Source organism: Caulobacter sp. AP07 (assembly GCF_000281955.1).
Lineage (GTDB): Bacteria > Pseudomonadota > Alphaproteobacteria > Caulobacterales > Caulobacteraceae > Caulobacter.
Genome location: NZ_AKKF01000123.1, coordinates 24,234 through 38,295, shown reverse-complemented (window position 1 = coordinate 38,295; position 14,062 = coordinate 24,234). Strand labels below are relative to the sequence as shown.

Sequence of the window (14,062 nt, the reverse complement as noted above, 5' to 3'; positions counted from 1 at the left end):
TCTTGGACACCCTCCCCGTGAAAGATCGTCCGATCCGGGGCGCGTGGCCATCTCGCCGCGCCCTCGGCGGAAGCTTCACATGCGTGCAGGACCGCTCGCTGCTCGGCTGATGATCAGGACCGCCTGGCGGGCCCTGCTGGTCGGGCTGGGCATTGTCGGCACGCTCGCCATGGCGGCCGGCGCGGCGCCGCCGCCGGTGAAGCCGGATCGCCTGGCGGTGGTGTTCCCGCCGTGGTGGAGCCGCGCCCACGTCACCGCCGCGGCCGCCTCGGCCGGCGACATCGTCGGGGCCGGAAGCGCCCCGTTCATCCTCATCCTGCGCGGCGACGGCGCCGGCCTCGACGCCCGTTCGCGCCGGGCCGGCGCCCTGCTGCTGCTCGACCCCGCGGCGGCCGGCGTCTGCGCCCCGCCCGTTCAGGAGCCTCGTTCATGAGCTTCTCCTTCGCCACCCTCGACGACCAACGCCGGGCCGGCGGCATACTGGTGGCCGCCCTGAGCTGGATCATGGTCGCGGCGATCGTCGCCACCCGGCTGCTGCTGGGCGGCGAGGTCGGCGGGCCGCTGGTCGCCGCCGGCTGCACGGCCGGCCTGACCGCCCTGGCCGCGCGCTGGGGCGCCGTCGCGCCGGTCGGCCGCGCCCTGACCGGGGTGCTGCTGATGGCCCAGGTCTCGCTGCTGGTCGCCGTCACCAGCCGTCACGCCTGGCAGATCGACATGCACATGGCCTATTTCGCGGCCCTGGCCCTGCTGGTGATCTATTGCGACTGGCGCGTCATCGCCGCCGCCACCCTGACCGTGGCGGTCCATCACCTGGGGCTGAGCTACCTGCTGCCGGCCCTGGTGTTCCCCGGCGCGGCGGGCCTGGGCCGGGTGCTGGTCCACGCCGGCATCCTGATCGTCGAGGCCGGCACGCTGATCTGGGTGGCCGCCAGCGTCAACCGCATGTTCGCGGTCTCGCGCGACGCCCTGGCCAGGGCCGAACAGGCGACCCTGGCCGCCCAGGCCGCCAACGCGACGGCCGCCGAGGCCAACCGCCGCAGCCAGGACGACGCCAGGGCCGCCCGCGCCGAGGCCGACGCCCACGCGGACCGCGAGCGGCAGGCGGTGGTCGACACCCTGTCCGACGCCCTGGCGCGGCTGGCGCGCGGCGACCTGTCGTTCACGCTGAACGACACCTTCCATCACGCCTACGAGCCCCTGCGCGCCGACCTCAATACCGCCGTCGCCCGCCTGGGCGCCGCGCTGACCCGGGTCGAGGACAGCGTCGGCGGCGTCCACCTGGGTTCGGGCCAGATCGCCGAGGCGATCGTCAGCCTGTCGCGGCGGACCGAGCGGCAGGCCGCCAGCCTGGAGGAGACGGCGGGCGCCATGGAGGAGATCGCCGCCACGGTCGACCGGACCTCGACCGGGGCCCGCCAGGCCGCCGAGGCCGTCGGCAAGGCCCGCGAGGACGCCGAGCGGTCGGGCGCGGTGGTCTCCGAGGCCGTGGCCGCCATGGGCGAGATCCAGGAGTCGTCGCAGTCGATCGGCCAGATCATCGGGGTGATCGACGAGATCGCCTTCCAGACCAACCTTTTGGCCCTCAACGCCGGGGTCGAGGCCGCCCGGGCCGGCGACGCCGGCCGGGGCTTCGCGGTGGTGGCGCAGGAGGTGCGGGCCCTGGCCCAGCGTTCGGCCGACGCCGCCAAGCAGATCAAGACCCTGATCACCACCTCCAGCCGACAGGTCGGGGTCGGGGTCGCGCTGGTGGACCGGACGGGCCAGGCCCTGGCGCGCATCACCCACCAGATCGGCGCCGTCGACGACCTGGTCGGCGACATCGCCGCCTCCGCCCAGGAGCAGGCCAGCGGCCTCGCCGAGATCGGCGTCGCGGTCAACCAGATGGACCAGGTGCTGCAGCAGAACGCGGCCATGGTCGAGGAAACCTCGGCGGCGACCCAGGCCCTGGACGAGGACGCCCGACGCCTGCGCCAGCTGCTTTCCGAGTTCGAACTGCCGCCCGGCTCGGCCATTCCGGCCCTGGGCGGGCCGCTCCGGCGATCCGCCTAGGGCGCAAAACGGGGCCGTGACGGACAAATCAAGCTTGGCTATGCGCCTGGTCGACCGTGGGGCTCTTGCTTATCGCAAACGCGCCTCCTATCCTCTCAGCCCCCGGTCGTGCGCGCCAGCGTCCGGGACGTACTTCCTCCCCTAGGGCGAACCGAGCTAAAATCCGCAATGGAAAAAGTGCCGATGACCGCCGGGGGTTACCAAACCCTCGACGAAGAACTGAAGCGTTTGAAGACGATCGAACGGCCGGCGGTGATCGCCGCGATCTCCGAGGCGCGCCAGCATGGCGACTTGTCGGAAAACGCGGAGTACCACGCGGCCAAGGAACGCCAGGGCTGGATCGAAGGCCGGATCGCCGAGATCGAGGACAAGATCGCGCGCGCCCAGATCATCGACGTGTCGAAACTGTCGGGCAAACAGGTGAAGTTCGGCGCGACGGTCAGCGTCGTCGACGAGGACACCGAGGAAGAGGCCCGCTACCAGATCGTCGGCGAGCACGAGGCCGACGTGAAGTCGGGCCGCATCTCGCTGAGCTCGCCCCTGTCGCGCGCCATGATCGGCAAGGAAGTCGGCGAAGTGGTCGAGGTCAACACGCCCGGCGGCGTGAAGGCCTACGAGATCCTCAAGGTCGAGTGGGTCTAGCTTAGGCCCCATTCCGTGGTCATGACACAACGAACGCCGGCCCTGACGCGGGTCGGCGCATCGCTTCGCTATGGCCGGGATCACCGACGTGGTTGAAAACAACAAGCAGGACGCGGCGGCCCAGCCCAAGGCGGCGAAGCCGAAGACCACGCGCAAGCCGAAGGCCGCCGCGCCATCGGCGGTCGAGGCCGCGAGCCCCGCGGCCAAGGCCGCCCCGAAGCCGCCCGCCCCCAAGGCTCCGGCCAAACCCCGGGCCGCCGCCAAGCCGCGCGCACGGCCGGACGCCGCCAAGACCGTCGAAGCCGCGCCGGCCGTCGTCGTCGCGCCCGAGGCGACGCCCAAGGCCCGGACGCCTCGCAAGGCCGCGCCCAAGGTCGTCGTCGAGACCGCCCCCGCGCCGGCTCCCGAACCCGAAGTCCCCGCCCCCGAAGCCTCTGCCCGGCCGCCGATCACCATCTGGGCGATCTCGGACGGGCGGGCCGGCATCGAGGCCCAGGCCGTGGGCCTGGCCGAGGCCGTCGCCCGGCAGGTCCCCGCCAAGGTCGTCGTCAAGCGCGTGGGCTGGAGCGGCAGGACCGGCCGCCTGCCCTGGTGGGCCAACTGGCTGCCGCGCCGCTGGCTGACCCCCGAAAGCGAGATCCACGCCCCCTGGCCCGACCTGTGGATCGCCGCCGGCCGCGCCACCCTGCCGCTGTCGATCCGCGCCCGGCGCTGGTCGGGCGGCAAGACCTATGTCGTGCAGATCCAGGATCCGCGCGTGCCGGCCAACATGTTCGACCTGGTGATCCCGCCCAAGCACGACCGATTGTCCGGCGACAACGTCCTGGCGATCACCGGCTCGCCGCATCGGGTGACAGCTGCGCGGCTCGACAGCGAATACGAAAAGTTCAAGGACCAGATCGACGCCCTGCCTCACCCGCGCGTGGCGGTGCTGCTGGGCGGCAAGTCCAAGGCCTTCGACCTTTCGGTCGAGCGCGCCGCCCAGATGGCCCACCAGATCCAGCTGCCGCTGGAGCAGGAGGGCGGCAGCCTGTTGATGACCTTCTCGCGCCGCACGCCCGAACCGGCCCGCGCCCTGCTGACCGCCCGCCTGCGCCACCTGCCGGGGATCATCTGGGACGGCGAGGGCGCCAATCCCTATTTCGCCTTCCTGGCGGCCGCCGACTACATCATGGTCTCCGAGGACTCGACCAACATGGCCACCGAGGCGGCCTCAACGGGCAAGCCGGTGTTCATCCTCAAGATGGACGGCCAGAGCCTGAAGTTCCGCCTCTTCCACCAGGAACTGGAACGCCAGGGCGCCGCGCGGCCCTATGGCGGGGCCTTCCACGGCTGGACCTACGAGCCGGTCGACGAGACCGGACGGGCGGCGGCCGAGGTGGTGGCGCGGATGGACGGGCGCGGGAAGCCGACGCCTCGATAAGCGCATGGGACGAGCTGGATCGACCGTCGCGCGTGTCGGTTGTTCTTGTTATGTTCACCAGCATGACAGATCCGATCGATCCTACGCCACCCGTCGGGAAGGCCGCACGCAACGAAACCCGCAAGGCGATCGCGGCCACCGCCAATGCGCTGTCGATTACGCTGTTGGTGACGATCTGGCTGCAACCCGTGCTGTCCGGTCGTCCCGCGGGACTCGCCGCTCCCCTCGCGACCCTGGTCTTCGTTGCGCTGCAAGGCGCCGCCCACTATGTTTTGCGCAAGGTGGAGGACTAGCGATGGATCCCCTCGTCTACATGTCCTTGTTGGCCGTCGGGGCCATGGCGCTCACGCTGGGGGCCTCCTGGGCCGTCGGCAAGTTCTTCGACCGCTGACGCCGCTCCCCTTCCCCCCTTGATCCTCGCCGTCATCCAGGCCCGCATGGGCGACGAACGCCTGCCGGGCCGGCCGTCGATGCCGCTGGCCCGGGCGCCGCTGATCGTGCGCCAGATCGAGCGGATGGCGCGGGCCCGGCGCGTGGACGAAATCGTGGTCTCGACCACGACCGATCCGATCGACGACACGCTGGAGGCCGTGGTCCGGCGCGAGGCGATCGCCGTCCATCGCGGTCCGCCCCAGGACGAACTGGCCCGGCTGGCCGGGACCCTGGCCGCCTATCCGGCCGACCACGTGGTGCGGGTGGGCGACGACAGTCCGCTGATCGATCCCGACCTGATCGACGCGACCATCGATCTGCACCTGTCCGAACAGGCCGACCACACCACCAACCGCTCGCCCGGCGCGGCCTGGCCCGCCGGCCAGGGGGTGGAGGTGATCACCGCCGAGGGCCTGCGCCGCCTGGCCGCCGAGAGCGCGGCGTTGCGGTTGCGGGCGGGCGACGGACCGGAGACCCCGCCGCCGGCCGTCCGCTGGTCGTCGCTGGCCCTGCTGGCCCAGCCCGACCAGGGCGAGGTCCGGTGGGCGGTCGAGACGCCGGCCGACTACGCCTTCGTGGCGGCGATCTATGACGCCCTCTATCCGGCCAACCGGGCCTTCACCTCGGCCGACGTGCGCGCGCTGCTGGCCGGGCGCGCCGACCTGGCCACCTTCGGCGGAGCTCGGCGGCTGTGAGCGGCGCGCCCCGCATCCTGTTCGTGGTCGACGCCGGACCGGCGGTGGGCGGCGGCCATGTGATGCGCAGCCTCACCCTGGCCCAGGCCCTGGAGGCCGAGGGCGCGGCCTGCGCCTTCGTCGCGCCGCCGGCGGTGCGGGCGGTGCTGGAGAGTTTCGGGCCGGACATGGGGCGGTTGGAGACCGGCGCGGTTTCGACGTCCGAACTGGTCGAGGTCGCATCGGATTTCGCCAAGGGCTTCGACGCCGTGGTGATCGACCACTACGGGCTGTCGGCGGCCGAGCACCGACAGATCGCGGGCCCCCGCCCCATCCTGGTCATCGACGACCTCGCAAATCGCCCCCTCGCCGCCGACCTCGTCCTCGACTCCGGCCCCGCCCGGAAGGCCGGCGACTATGACGGCCTGGTCGCCCCCGAAACCGAACTGCTGCTGGGTCCCAACAACGCGCCGGTCCGCCCGGCCTTCGCCGCCTTGCGCAAGGACGCCCTGGCCCGCCGGGCGGAAGCCCCGCCGGCGCGACGCATCCTGATCTCGCTGGGCCTGACCGACGTCGGCGGGATCACCGGCCGGGTCGTGGACCTGATGCTGCCGATGCTCGACCAGGTAGAAGGGGGCGGGGCGGCGCTGGACGTCGTGCTGGGGGCCGGCGCGCCCAGCCTGCCGCGCCTGCGCGACCTGGCCCGGACCCAGCCGCGCCTGGCCCTGCACGTCGACGCCCAGGACATGCCGCAACTCACCCTGGAGGCCGACCTGGCCGTCGGGGCCGGCGGGTCCACCAGCTGGGAGCGCTGCGTCCTGGCCCTGCCGACCCTGCTGCTGGTCCTGGCCGGCAACCAGCGCGAGGCCGCCCAGGCCCTGGCCGGGGCCGACGCCGTGCTGGCCCTGGACGTCGCCGCGCCGGACTTCGCGGCGGCCTTCGCGGCCGACCTCCAGCGCCTGATCGCCGACCCCTTGCTGCGCGACCGGCTGTCGGCCGCCTCGGCGGCGGTGTGCGACGGGCGCGGCGCGGCGCGGGTCGCGGCGCGCTTCCTGGCGGTGATCGAACAGAAACAGGCTAGATAACAGCGTTCACCTATCCCATCTTGGCCATGAGCTAGGGCCAGGGGAGCGGGCGCATGAGCCAAACCAGGAAATCCGTCGTCGTCACCGGCGCGTCCACCGGCATCGGCTGGGGCGTGACCAAGGTCCTGACCGAGCGGGGCTTCCACGTCTTCGGCAGCGTGCGCAAGGCCGCCGACGCGCAAGCGCTGGTCGCCGCGTTCGGCGAGGCCGTCACCCCGCTGACCTTCGACGTCACCGACGAGGCCGCCGTGCGCGAGGCGGCCCTGCAGGTCGAGGCGGTGCTGGGCGGCCAGACCCTGGCCGGCCTGGTCAACAACGCCGGCATCGCGGTGGCCGGACCGCTGCTGCACCTGCCGATCGACGAGTTCCGCAAGCAGCTGGAGGTCAATCTCACCGGCGTGGTCATCGCCACCCAGGCCTTCGGCCCGCTGGTCGGGGCGCGCGGGACGGCTCCCCAGAATCCGGGCCGGATCGTCAACATCGGCTCGGTCGGCGGCCGCAACGCCAACCCGTTCATGGCCCCCTACTGCACCAGCAAGTTCGGGCTGGAGGGCCTGTCGGAATCCCTGCGCCGCGAACTGCTGCCGTTCGGCGTCGACGTGGTGGTGATCGCCCCCGGCGCGGTGGCCACGCCGATCTGGGACAAGGCCGACGAGATCGACACCGCCCGCTACGCCGGCACGATCTATGCCGGGCCGATGGAACGCCTGCGGGCCTTCATGCTGTCGATCGGCAAGACCGGCCTGCCGCCCGAGCGGATCGGCGAGGCGGTGCACACGGCCTTGACGGTGGCCAAGCCCAAGGTGCGCTACACCCTGACCCCGCAGCCGATGCAGTTCCTGATCAGCCAGGTGCTGCCCAAGCGGACGCTGGACCGGATCGTCGGCAAGCGGCTGGGGTTGCTGCCGAACTAGGGCCGGGCCGCCGCCGAAAGCGGCCGCTCCGAACGTTCCCCAGAGCAAGCCGCGCGATGTGGAAATCGCACGGCTTGCTCTAGGCTTTTGTTTTCACGTCGTTTTGTGGAGCCCACGCGTCAGTTCGCGCCGGCCGCCATATCCATCCACACCGCTTCCCAGACGTGCCCGTCGGGGTCGGCCAAGTGACGGTTGAACATGAAGCCGAGATCCTGCACGGGATCGACGTCGGCCGTTCCGCCATGCGCGCCGGCGGCGGCGGCCATGGCGTCCACCGCGGCTCGGCTCTCGCAGGTCAGGGCGAGCATGACCTCGCTCGCCGTGGCCGGCGGGATGGGGCGGCTGGTGAACGTGCGCCACTTGGCGTGGGTCAGCAGCATGACGAAGATGGTGTCCGACAGGACCATGCAGGCCGCCGTCTCATCACTGAACTGCGGATTCTTGCTCAGCCCCAGCGCCTCGTAGAAGGCCGTCGACTTGGCCAGGTCGGTGACCGGAAGGTTCACGAAAAGCATCTTCGACATTGTCGTCCCTTGACTGGAGCGGCGCACGCCTTCCCGGAAGAGGCGCATCGAGCTATTGTCTCGCTGTCGTTTTTGTAGGCGGAAAGTATCTCGATATCAAGATACTTTCCGCCGAGGGATCAATGCGCCTTGGATCGTGCCGAAGCCGCCGCAAAACAATGGGCTCGTGAGCGGCCCGATCTTCCCATGCTGCCGGTGGAGGTCTTCGGGCGACTGCTGGACGCCGCCGCGCGGGTGACCCGAGACCACATGAACCCGCTGCTCGCCGAGGTCGGTCTGCATGTGGGCGAGTTCGACGTCCTCACGCCGCTCAGGCGTTCCGGAGAGCCCTACGTCCTCTCCCCCACTCAACTCTACGAGGCGGCTCTGATCTCTTCCGGCGGCATGACCGACCGGTTGGACCGCTTGGAGCGCGCCGGACTGGTGGAGCGCCGGCCCGATCCCCGCGATCGCCGCGGCCGACAGATCGCGCTCACCGCGACGGGCAAGCAGGTGATCGACGACATGATAGGCCGCATGGTGGAGATGGAGACCAAGATGCTTTCGGTCCTCACCGAGGCCGAGCAGAAAAGGCTCAACGCGCTTCTCAAAAAGCTGCTCGCGGGGATCTAGCCGCGCGCGCCGCGCGGTGTCGTTGACCGACATAACCTATGGGTGCAGTCTCCGCTCCGTCGCTCGGCCGCCGGGCCCCTCGAACCGAAGGAGACGAGGTTGATCAGATCCCGCAGGGCGCTGGTTTCGATGGTGGCGATCTCCAGCCTTCTGGCCGGCGCCGTTCCCGCCGTCGCGCAACCCTTCGACCTCAACGGCGCGCGCGCCGGCCAGGGCGAGCTGAGCCTCCAGAACCGCGGCTACGCCCTGGACCACACGGCCGGCGGCACGCAGTACTGGTGGAACGCCGGCGATCGGGAGTGCATCAGCCTCTATGTCGCCAACGGCCGGTACCAGGACGTGGGTCGCCGCTCCGCCGGCGACTGCAACCTGAGCCGCGGCAATGGCAAGAAGGACAATACCGGCGCGATCGTCGCCGGGGCCCTGGCGGTCGGCATCCTGGCCGCCGCGATCGCCTCCTCGAAGAAGAAGCACGACAACGACCGCTACGACGACGATCGGCCCGATGACCGGACCTACTCGCCGGCGCGAAACGTCGACTGCTACCCCGCCCAGCAGGCCTGCTACGAGCGCGGTCGGGGCTATTCGGCCTATTGGACCAACCGCGAATTCCGCTACCGGTATTGAGAGGGCGTCGTCCGATGAACGCGATCCGCACCACCCTCGCCCTGGCCGCGGCGGCCCTGCTCGCTGGTTGCAAGCCCGCCCCCGCCGACAAGGCCGCGCCCCCGACCGGCAAGGACGCCGCCCATGTCGAGACCGGCAAGCTCCTGACCGAGCTGATGGCGCCGTCGTTCAAGCCCGAACAGCAGGGGCGCATCATCAACATGAGCTACTACATGGCCGCCTCGGCCCTGTGCCCGACCCTCGAGGTCGACAGCCAGAAGATGGGGCGCGCCGTGCAGGCGGTGCTGGACGTCGACGCGGCCGGCGCGACGGACGCGCAGAAGCAGCACCAGCACGACGCCCTGCTGATGTTCCTGGGCATGGGCTCCGGCGCGATGATCGCCGACCATATCGACGACAAGGACCAGTTCTGCGCCGACGCGACCAAGCTCAAGGCCGGCGCTCCCGACACCCACCTGTTCACGACCACGACGCCCTCGGCCCCGAACACGGCGCCGGTGCCCGCCGCTCCAGCCCCGGCCGGCGCGCCGAAGACCTGACCCGACCGCGAACGGGCCGGAGCCTACCCCACCATGTCCCAGGCCAGCGGCTCGCCGCGCGTCAGGGCGCGGGCGGCCGGACGGCCCAGCACCGCTTCGTAGTCGGCCGGCGGCAAGCCGTTGCCGGGCCGCACCGAGCGGACATTGGCCTTGGTCAACGCCTCGCCGGCCGCGACGTCGGCGGTGACGTACAGCGAGCGGCGGAACTGGCGGTTGCCGCGTTCGGAGCCCAGCAGGTCGTAATTGACGCCGCCCAGCGCCTTCCAGGCGTTCCTGGTGTCGTCGACCAGGGCGCGGAACTCGGCCGGCTCCAGGCTGAAGGCGGCGTCGGGGCCGCCGTCGGCCCGGGCCAGGGTGAAGTGCTTCTCGATGGCGCAGGCCCCCAGGGTCACCGCCGCCACCGAGGCGGCCGTGCCCGGCGTGTGGTCCGACAGGCCGGTCGGGCAGCCGAAGCGCTGGGCCATGTCGATCACCGTGCGCAGGTTGGCGTCCTCGAAACTGGCCGGATAGCTGGACACGCAGTGCAGCAGCAGCACCCCCGCCGCCCCGGCCTCCAGGGCAGTGTCGCGGGCGGTCTCGATCTCGGCCAGGTTGGCCATGCCGGTCGAGATGATCAGCGGCTTGCCCTGGCGGGCGGCGTGGCGGATCAGCGGCAGGTCGACGGCCTCGAACGAGGCGATCTTGTAGGCGGGGGCGTCCAGCCCGGCCAGCAGGTCGACGGCGGTCTCGTCGAACGGGCTGGAGAACAGGGTCACGCCGCGCGCCCGGGCTCGTTCGAACAGCGGCCCGTGCCATTCATAGGGGGTCTGGGCCTCCTGGTAGAGCTCGTGCAGGCTGCGCCCGTCCCACAGGCCGCCGTGGATCTTGAACTCCGGCCGGTCGACGTCCAGCGTGATGGTGTCGGCGGTGTAGGTCTGCAGCTTGATGGCGTCGCAGCCGGTGTCGGCCGCCGCGTCGACCATCGACAGGGCGCGCTCCAGGCTGCCGTTGTGATTGCCCGACAGTTCGCAGATCAGATAGGGCGGATAGTCCGCGCCGATCCGGCGGCCGGCGATCTCGATGAAGGGGGCGGTCATGGGCGGGGGCTCGATGTTCGTTCCGCGCACATTAACCCTGAAATCGTGGACGAGGCGTCAATCGCCGGGACGCTGCCTCGGATCGAGCTCGTCGTCCTCCAGTTCCCAGTCGTCGAAGGGCTCCGGCTCGTAGAGGCCATTCAGGCCGTCGGCCGCGCGCGCTTGCAAACACCGCTCCTGCTGCTCGACCCGCCAACGCCGGCGCCCGCCCACGAAGCCGATCAATCCGCCGACGACAAGCCCAGGGCCCCAGACGCCGGTCCACAGGTCCACCATCAGGCCACACGTCGCGAGCCAGATGCAGGGTCCCCAGCGAGTTAGCCAATCGGTGAGACGGGGCATCAGTCGCCACCCCCGCCGCCGTCTCCCCCGCCCCCGCCGCAGCTTCCGCTGTCCGAGCTGCTGGAATCGCAGTTGTCCGATCCGCCGTTGCTTCCAAAATCGAAGAAACCGCCGCCGCTGTCGCCGCCGCCGCTCTCCGCGCCCGCCCGCGCAGACCGCGAACCGGGCGGCGACACCAGATGGCCCAGGAAACCGCCGGCGATCAGGCCGGCGGCGACCACGAAACCGGACAACCCGAACACCCAATCAACCAGCCCGCCGATCAGCCCGCCCAGCAGGATCCCCAATGGCGTTCCAGGACGCATGACGACCCCCAAAAGTTCCCCGACGCCATCGCGCCGAACCGGAATCGGCCCTATATCTGCCGTCATGTCGAGCCCCGAACCCCGCCACACCCGCTGCCTGATCATTGGCTCAGGCCCCGCCGGCTACACCGCCGCCATCTATGCCGCCCGCGCGCTGCTGAAGCCGGTGCTGATCGCCGGCATCCAGCCCGGCGGCCAGCTGACCATCACGACCGACGTCGAGAACTATCCCGGCTTCGCCGACGTCATCCAGGGCCCCTGGCTGATGGACCAGATGAAGGCCCAGGCCGAGCATGTCGGCACCGAGTTCGTCAGCGACATCGTGCTGACCGCCGACCTCAGCAAGCGGCCGTTCCACCTCACCACCGACAGCGGCCAGGAGTGGTTCGCCGAGACCCTGATCATCGCCACCGGCGCCCAGGCCAAATGGCTGGGGCTGGAGAGCGAGAGCAAGTACCAGGGCTTCGGCGTTTCGGCCTGCGCCACCTGCGACGGCTTCTTCTACCGCAACAAGGAAGTGGTCGTGGTCGGCGGCGGCAACACCGCCGTCGAGGAGGCCCTGTTCCTGACCAGCTTCGCCAGCAAGGTCACCCTGGTGCACCGCAAGGACGAGCTGCGGGCCGAGATGATCCTGCAGGAGCGCCTGCTGGCCAATCCGAAGATCGAGGTGATCTGGGACAGCGCCATCGACGAGGTAATCGGCGAGAGCAACCCGATGGGGGTCACCGGCGTGCGGCTGAAGAACGTCAAGACCGGCGCGACCCAGGACGTCGCCTGCGACGGCGTGTTCATCGCCATCGGCCACGCCCCGTCGTCGGAACTGTTCGCCGGCCAGCTGGAAACCGGTCCGGGCGGCTATCTGAAGGTCAAGCCGGGCACGACGGCCACCGCCGTGGCGGGCGTCTACGCGGCCGGCGACGTCACCGACGACGTCTACCGCCAGGCCGTCACCGCCGCCGGCATGGGCTGCATGGCCGCCCTGGAGGCCGTGCGCTTCCTGGCCGAGGAAGACCACGCCAAGGCCCATCACCCGATCAGCCACCACGAGGCCGAGAAGATCGGGGTCTGGTGATCGGCGCATGCTGATCCGGCCGGCCACGGCGGAGGACCATCCGGCGATCCATGCCGTGGTCTCCGCCGCGTTCGGGCAGGTTGACGAGGCCGACCTGGTCGTTGCCCTGCGCGCCGACGGCGACGCCCTGGTCGAGTTGGTGGCCGAAGAGGACGGCGTCCTGGTCGGCCATGTGCTGTTCAGCCTCCTGGCCACCGACACCGGCCGATGCTTCGCCGCCCTGGCCCCGTTGTCGGTCGCGCCCGGACGCCAGAAGGACGGGCTGGGCATGGCCCTGATGCAGGTCGGCCACGAGCTTTGCCGGGCGGCCGGGATCGAGGCGGTGATCGTGCTCGGCCATCCCGGCTACTATCCGCGAGTCGGCTATTCGGCGGACGCCGCGCTGCGGGTGGCGGCGCCGTTCTCCGGCCCGTCGTTCATGGCCCTGGCGCTGAAGGACGGGGCGTTGGATCGGCCGGTGAGCATTACCTACGCCAAGGCGTTCGGGCTTTAGGACCTACCTCCGCTCGCCCCTAACTCAGCGGGTTGAACAGGCTCGGCGGCCGGGCCTTCGGCTTGGGCGGCGGGGGCGGCGGCGCGGGAGCGGCGGGCGCGACGACCGGCTGGGCCGGCGGAGCGGCGACCTCGGGCAGGGCCTCCAGCGCCTTGTTGATCTTGGCGATCTCCTCGGGGGTCGGCAGGCGGCGGCCGCCGCGCATTGCGGTCGGGTCGCCGGCCAGCGGGGCCAGGACCTCGACCACGCCGTCGGAACCGACGATCCTGGCCGCCTCGCCGGTCGGGGCCGGGGCCACGCCCATGGCCTGGGCGGCGGCCAGGGTTTCGGCCTGGGCCTGGGCCAGCACGTCGGCCGGGGCCGCCTCCAGGGTGCGCGGGTCGGCCCCCATCATGATCTCGGCCGAGACGTCCTCGTGGGCCGAATAGCGGCCGCGGAACGCCGCCACCGCGCCCGACGGCCCGGTCCAGCGGTAGAAGATATGGGCGCCCACCGTCCTCAGCTTGACCAGGGTCGGGGCCCAGTACGGATAGACATAGTTGGCGTGATAGTGGGTGGCGGTGCCCACGTCCTTCATCACGAAGCCGGCCAGGGCCCGCCTGGCGATGAGCTGGGCGTTGTCCCACACGGTCGGGCTGATGGTCCGCGCCAGCGAGCCGTCGCAGGTGAAGCTGAACTGGCAGCCCGTGCCGCGCGCCGCGCCCTCGTAGACCACGCCGCAGATCGACTTGGGATAGCCCGGGTGACGCATGCGGTTGAGCACCGTCTGGGCCACGGCCTGCTGGCCGGCCACCGGCTCGTAGCCGGCCTCGAAATAGACCGCCTGGGTCAGGCAGCGCAGGGCCTTGTCGCGCTCGACGGCCGGGCCGCTGATCGTGAACGGTCGGGCGGCCTCGATCGCCAGCGGCGCCGACAGCTTGTAGGCGTTGATCCGCCGGGCTTCCTCGAAATCGGGGTCGCGGTCGCCCAGGCGGGGGATCAGGTGGATGTCCAGCCGCTCCCAGCCCCGGACGCGGCCCCAATAGTTCTTGTGCGGACGGGGATCGTGCCGGCGGGCCAGGGCCAGCATCGCCGGGTCCATGTCGGCCACGTAGCGGGCCAGGCCGGCGTCCGACAGCGTCCCGGCGATCGTCGCCATCCCGCCGACCCGCCCGGCGCCGCACGGGATGTAGTAGGTGGCGCACGCGGAAAGGCCGCCGATGGCGACCAGCGCCACGGCGGCCTTGGCGGCCCGGGTTTGACCTGGGGTCGGC

The 14,062-nt window shown here is 71.1% G+C and carries 18 protein-coding genes; 13 read left to right on the top strand and 5 right to left on the bottom strand.

The window, feature by feature from the left end; all coding sequences use genetic code 11:
- Positions 1-79 precede the first annotated feature (79 nt).
- The 8 genes from PMI01_RS07595 (at position 80) to PMI01_RS07560 (ending at position 7,219) form a co-directional block, all read left to right on the top strand.
- On the top strand, positions 80-433 hold the full coding sequence (locus tag PMI01_RS07595) for a hypothetical protein (RefSeq protein ID WP_051989926.1): 354 nt from the start codon (positions 80-82) through the stop codon (positions 431-433).
- On the top strand, positions 430-2,049 hold the full coding sequence (locus PMI01_RS07590; RefSeq protein WP_007666359.1) for a methyl-accepting chemotaxis protein: 1,620 nt from the start codon (positions 430-432) through the stop codon (positions 2,047-2,049). The genes PMI01_RS07595 and PMI01_RS07590 overlap by 4 nt, the downstream gene beginning before the upstream one ends.
- 168 nt (positions 2,050-2,217) lie before the next feature.
- Positions 2,218-2,691, top strand: coding sequence for a transcription elongation factor GreA (gene greA / locus PMI01_RS07585; protein WP_035035233.1), 474 nt, complete (start codon positions 2,218-2,220; stop codon positions 2,689-2,691).
- 448 nt (positions 2,692-3,139) lie between these two features.
- Entirely contained in the window at positions 3,140-4,114 is a 975-nt protein-coding gene (locus PMI01_RS07580; RefSeq protein WP_051989929.1) for a mitochondrial fission ELM1 family protein, read from the top strand.
- Between the two features lie 62 nt (positions 4,115-4,176).
- A complete protein-coding gene (locus PMI01_RS07575; protein ID WP_035035256.1) occupies positions 4,177-4,407 on the top strand; it encodes a hypothetical protein in 231 nt (76 codons plus the stop codon).
- Positions 4,408-4,524: 117 nt separating this feature from the next.
- Positions 4,525-5,241, top strand: coding sequence for a cytidylyltransferase domain-containing protein (locus PMI01_RS07570; RefSeq protein ID WP_035035230.1), 717 nt, complete (start codon positions 4,525-4,527; stop codon positions 5,239-5,241).
- Positions 5,238-6,305: a UDP-2,4-diacetamido-2,4,6-trideoxy-beta-L-altropyranose hydrolase gene (gene pseG / locus PMI01_RS07565; protein ID WP_007666351.1), complete on the top strand. Its 1,068-nt coding sequence runs from the start codon at positions 5,238-5,240 to the stop codon at positions 6,303-6,305. The genes PMI01_RS07570 and pseG overlap by 4 nt, the downstream gene beginning before the upstream one ends.
- Positions 6,306-6,358: 53 nt before the next feature.
- The gene (locus PMI01_RS07560; protein WP_007666350.1) at positions 6,359-7,219 is read left to right on the top strand and encodes an SDR family oxidoreductase; all 861 of its coding nucleotides are present in this window, start codon (positions 6,359-6,361) and stop codon (positions 7,217-7,219) included.
- Positions 7,220-7,338: 119 nt separating this feature from the next.
- Here the strand turns inward: PMI01_RS07560 and PMI01_RS07555 are convergent, their stop codons facing one another.
- Entirely contained in the window at positions 7,339-7,743 is a 405-nt protein-coding gene (locus PMI01_RS07555; protein WP_007666349.1) for a VOC family protein, read from the bottom strand.
- A 129-nt stretch (positions 7,744-7,872) separates the two neighbouring features.
- On the opposite strand from PMI01_RS07555, the gene PMI01_RS07550 reads away from it, so the two are divergent.
- From PMI01_RS07550 to PMI01_RS07540, 3 genes are all read left to right on the top strand, one after another.
- Complete coding sequence (locus tag PMI01_RS07550; protein ID WP_035035227.1) at positions 7,873-8,355, top strand: MarR family winged helix-turn-helix transcriptional regulator; 483 nt, start codon at positions 7,873-7,875, stop codon at positions 8,353-8,355.
- Between the two features lie 99 nt (positions 8,356-8,454).
- Entirely contained in the window at positions 8,455-8,982 is a 528-nt protein-coding gene (locus tag PMI01_RS07545) for a hypothetical protein (RefSeq protein WP_157223708.1), read from the top strand.
- A gap of 14 nt (positions 8,983-8,996) precedes the next feature.
- Positions 8,997-9,521, top strand: a complete 525-nt coding sequence (locus PMI01_RS07540) for a hypothetical protein (RefSeq protein WP_007666346.1) — start codon at positions 8,997-8,999, stop codon at positions 9,519-9,521.
- 23 nt (positions 9,522-9,544) lie between these two features.
- Here the strand turns inward: PMI01_RS07540 and pseI are convergent, their stop codons facing one another.
- From pseI to PMI01_RS07525, 3 genes are all read right to left on the bottom strand, one after another.
- A complete protein-coding gene (pseI, locus tag PMI01_RS07535; protein WP_007666345.1) occupies positions 9,545-10,597 on the bottom strand; it encodes a pseudaminic acid synthase in 1,053 nt (350 codons plus the stop codon).
- A 57-nt stretch (positions 10,598-10,654) separates the two neighbouring features.
- Positions 10,655-10,873 carry a hypothetical protein gene (locus PMI01_RS07530; protein ID WP_238537020.1) on the bottom strand — a complete coding sequence of 73 codons (219 nt, stop codon included), beginning with the start codon at positions 10,871-10,873 and terminating at the stop codon, positions 10,655-10,657.
- A 65-nt stretch (positions 10,874-10,938) separates the two neighbouring features.
- Positions 10,939-11,244 (bottom strand): hypothetical protein, encoded by a 306-nt coding sequence (locus tag PMI01_RS07525; RefSeq protein WP_007666341.1) that lies wholly within the window; start codon positions 11,242-11,244, stop codon positions 10,939-10,941.
- 64 nt (positions 11,245-11,308) lie between these two features.
- Between PMI01_RS07525 and trxB the strand changes: the two genes are divergently transcribed.
- Entirely contained in the window at positions 11,309-12,316 is a 1,008-nt protein-coding gene (gene trxB, locus PMI01_RS07520; protein WP_007666339.1) for a thioredoxin-disulfide reductase, read from the top strand.
- 7 nt (positions 12,317-12,323) lie between these two features.
- The gene (locus PMI01_RS07515) at positions 12,324-12,809 is read left to right on the top strand and encodes a GNAT family N-acetyltransferase (RefSeq protein ID WP_007666337.1); all 486 of its coding nucleotides are present in this window, start codon (positions 12,324-12,326) and stop codon (positions 12,807-12,809) included.
- Between the two features lie 19 nt (positions 12,810-12,828).
- On the opposite strand, the gene PMI01_RS07510 is transcribed toward PMI01_RS07515, so the two are convergent.
- On the bottom strand, positions 12,829-14,025 hold the full coding sequence (locus tag PMI01_RS07510; RefSeq protein ID WP_007666335.1) for a cell wall hydrolase: 1,197 nt from the start codon (positions 14,023-14,025) through the stop codon (positions 12,829-12,831).
- Positions 14,026-14,062: the final 37 nt, after the last annotated feature.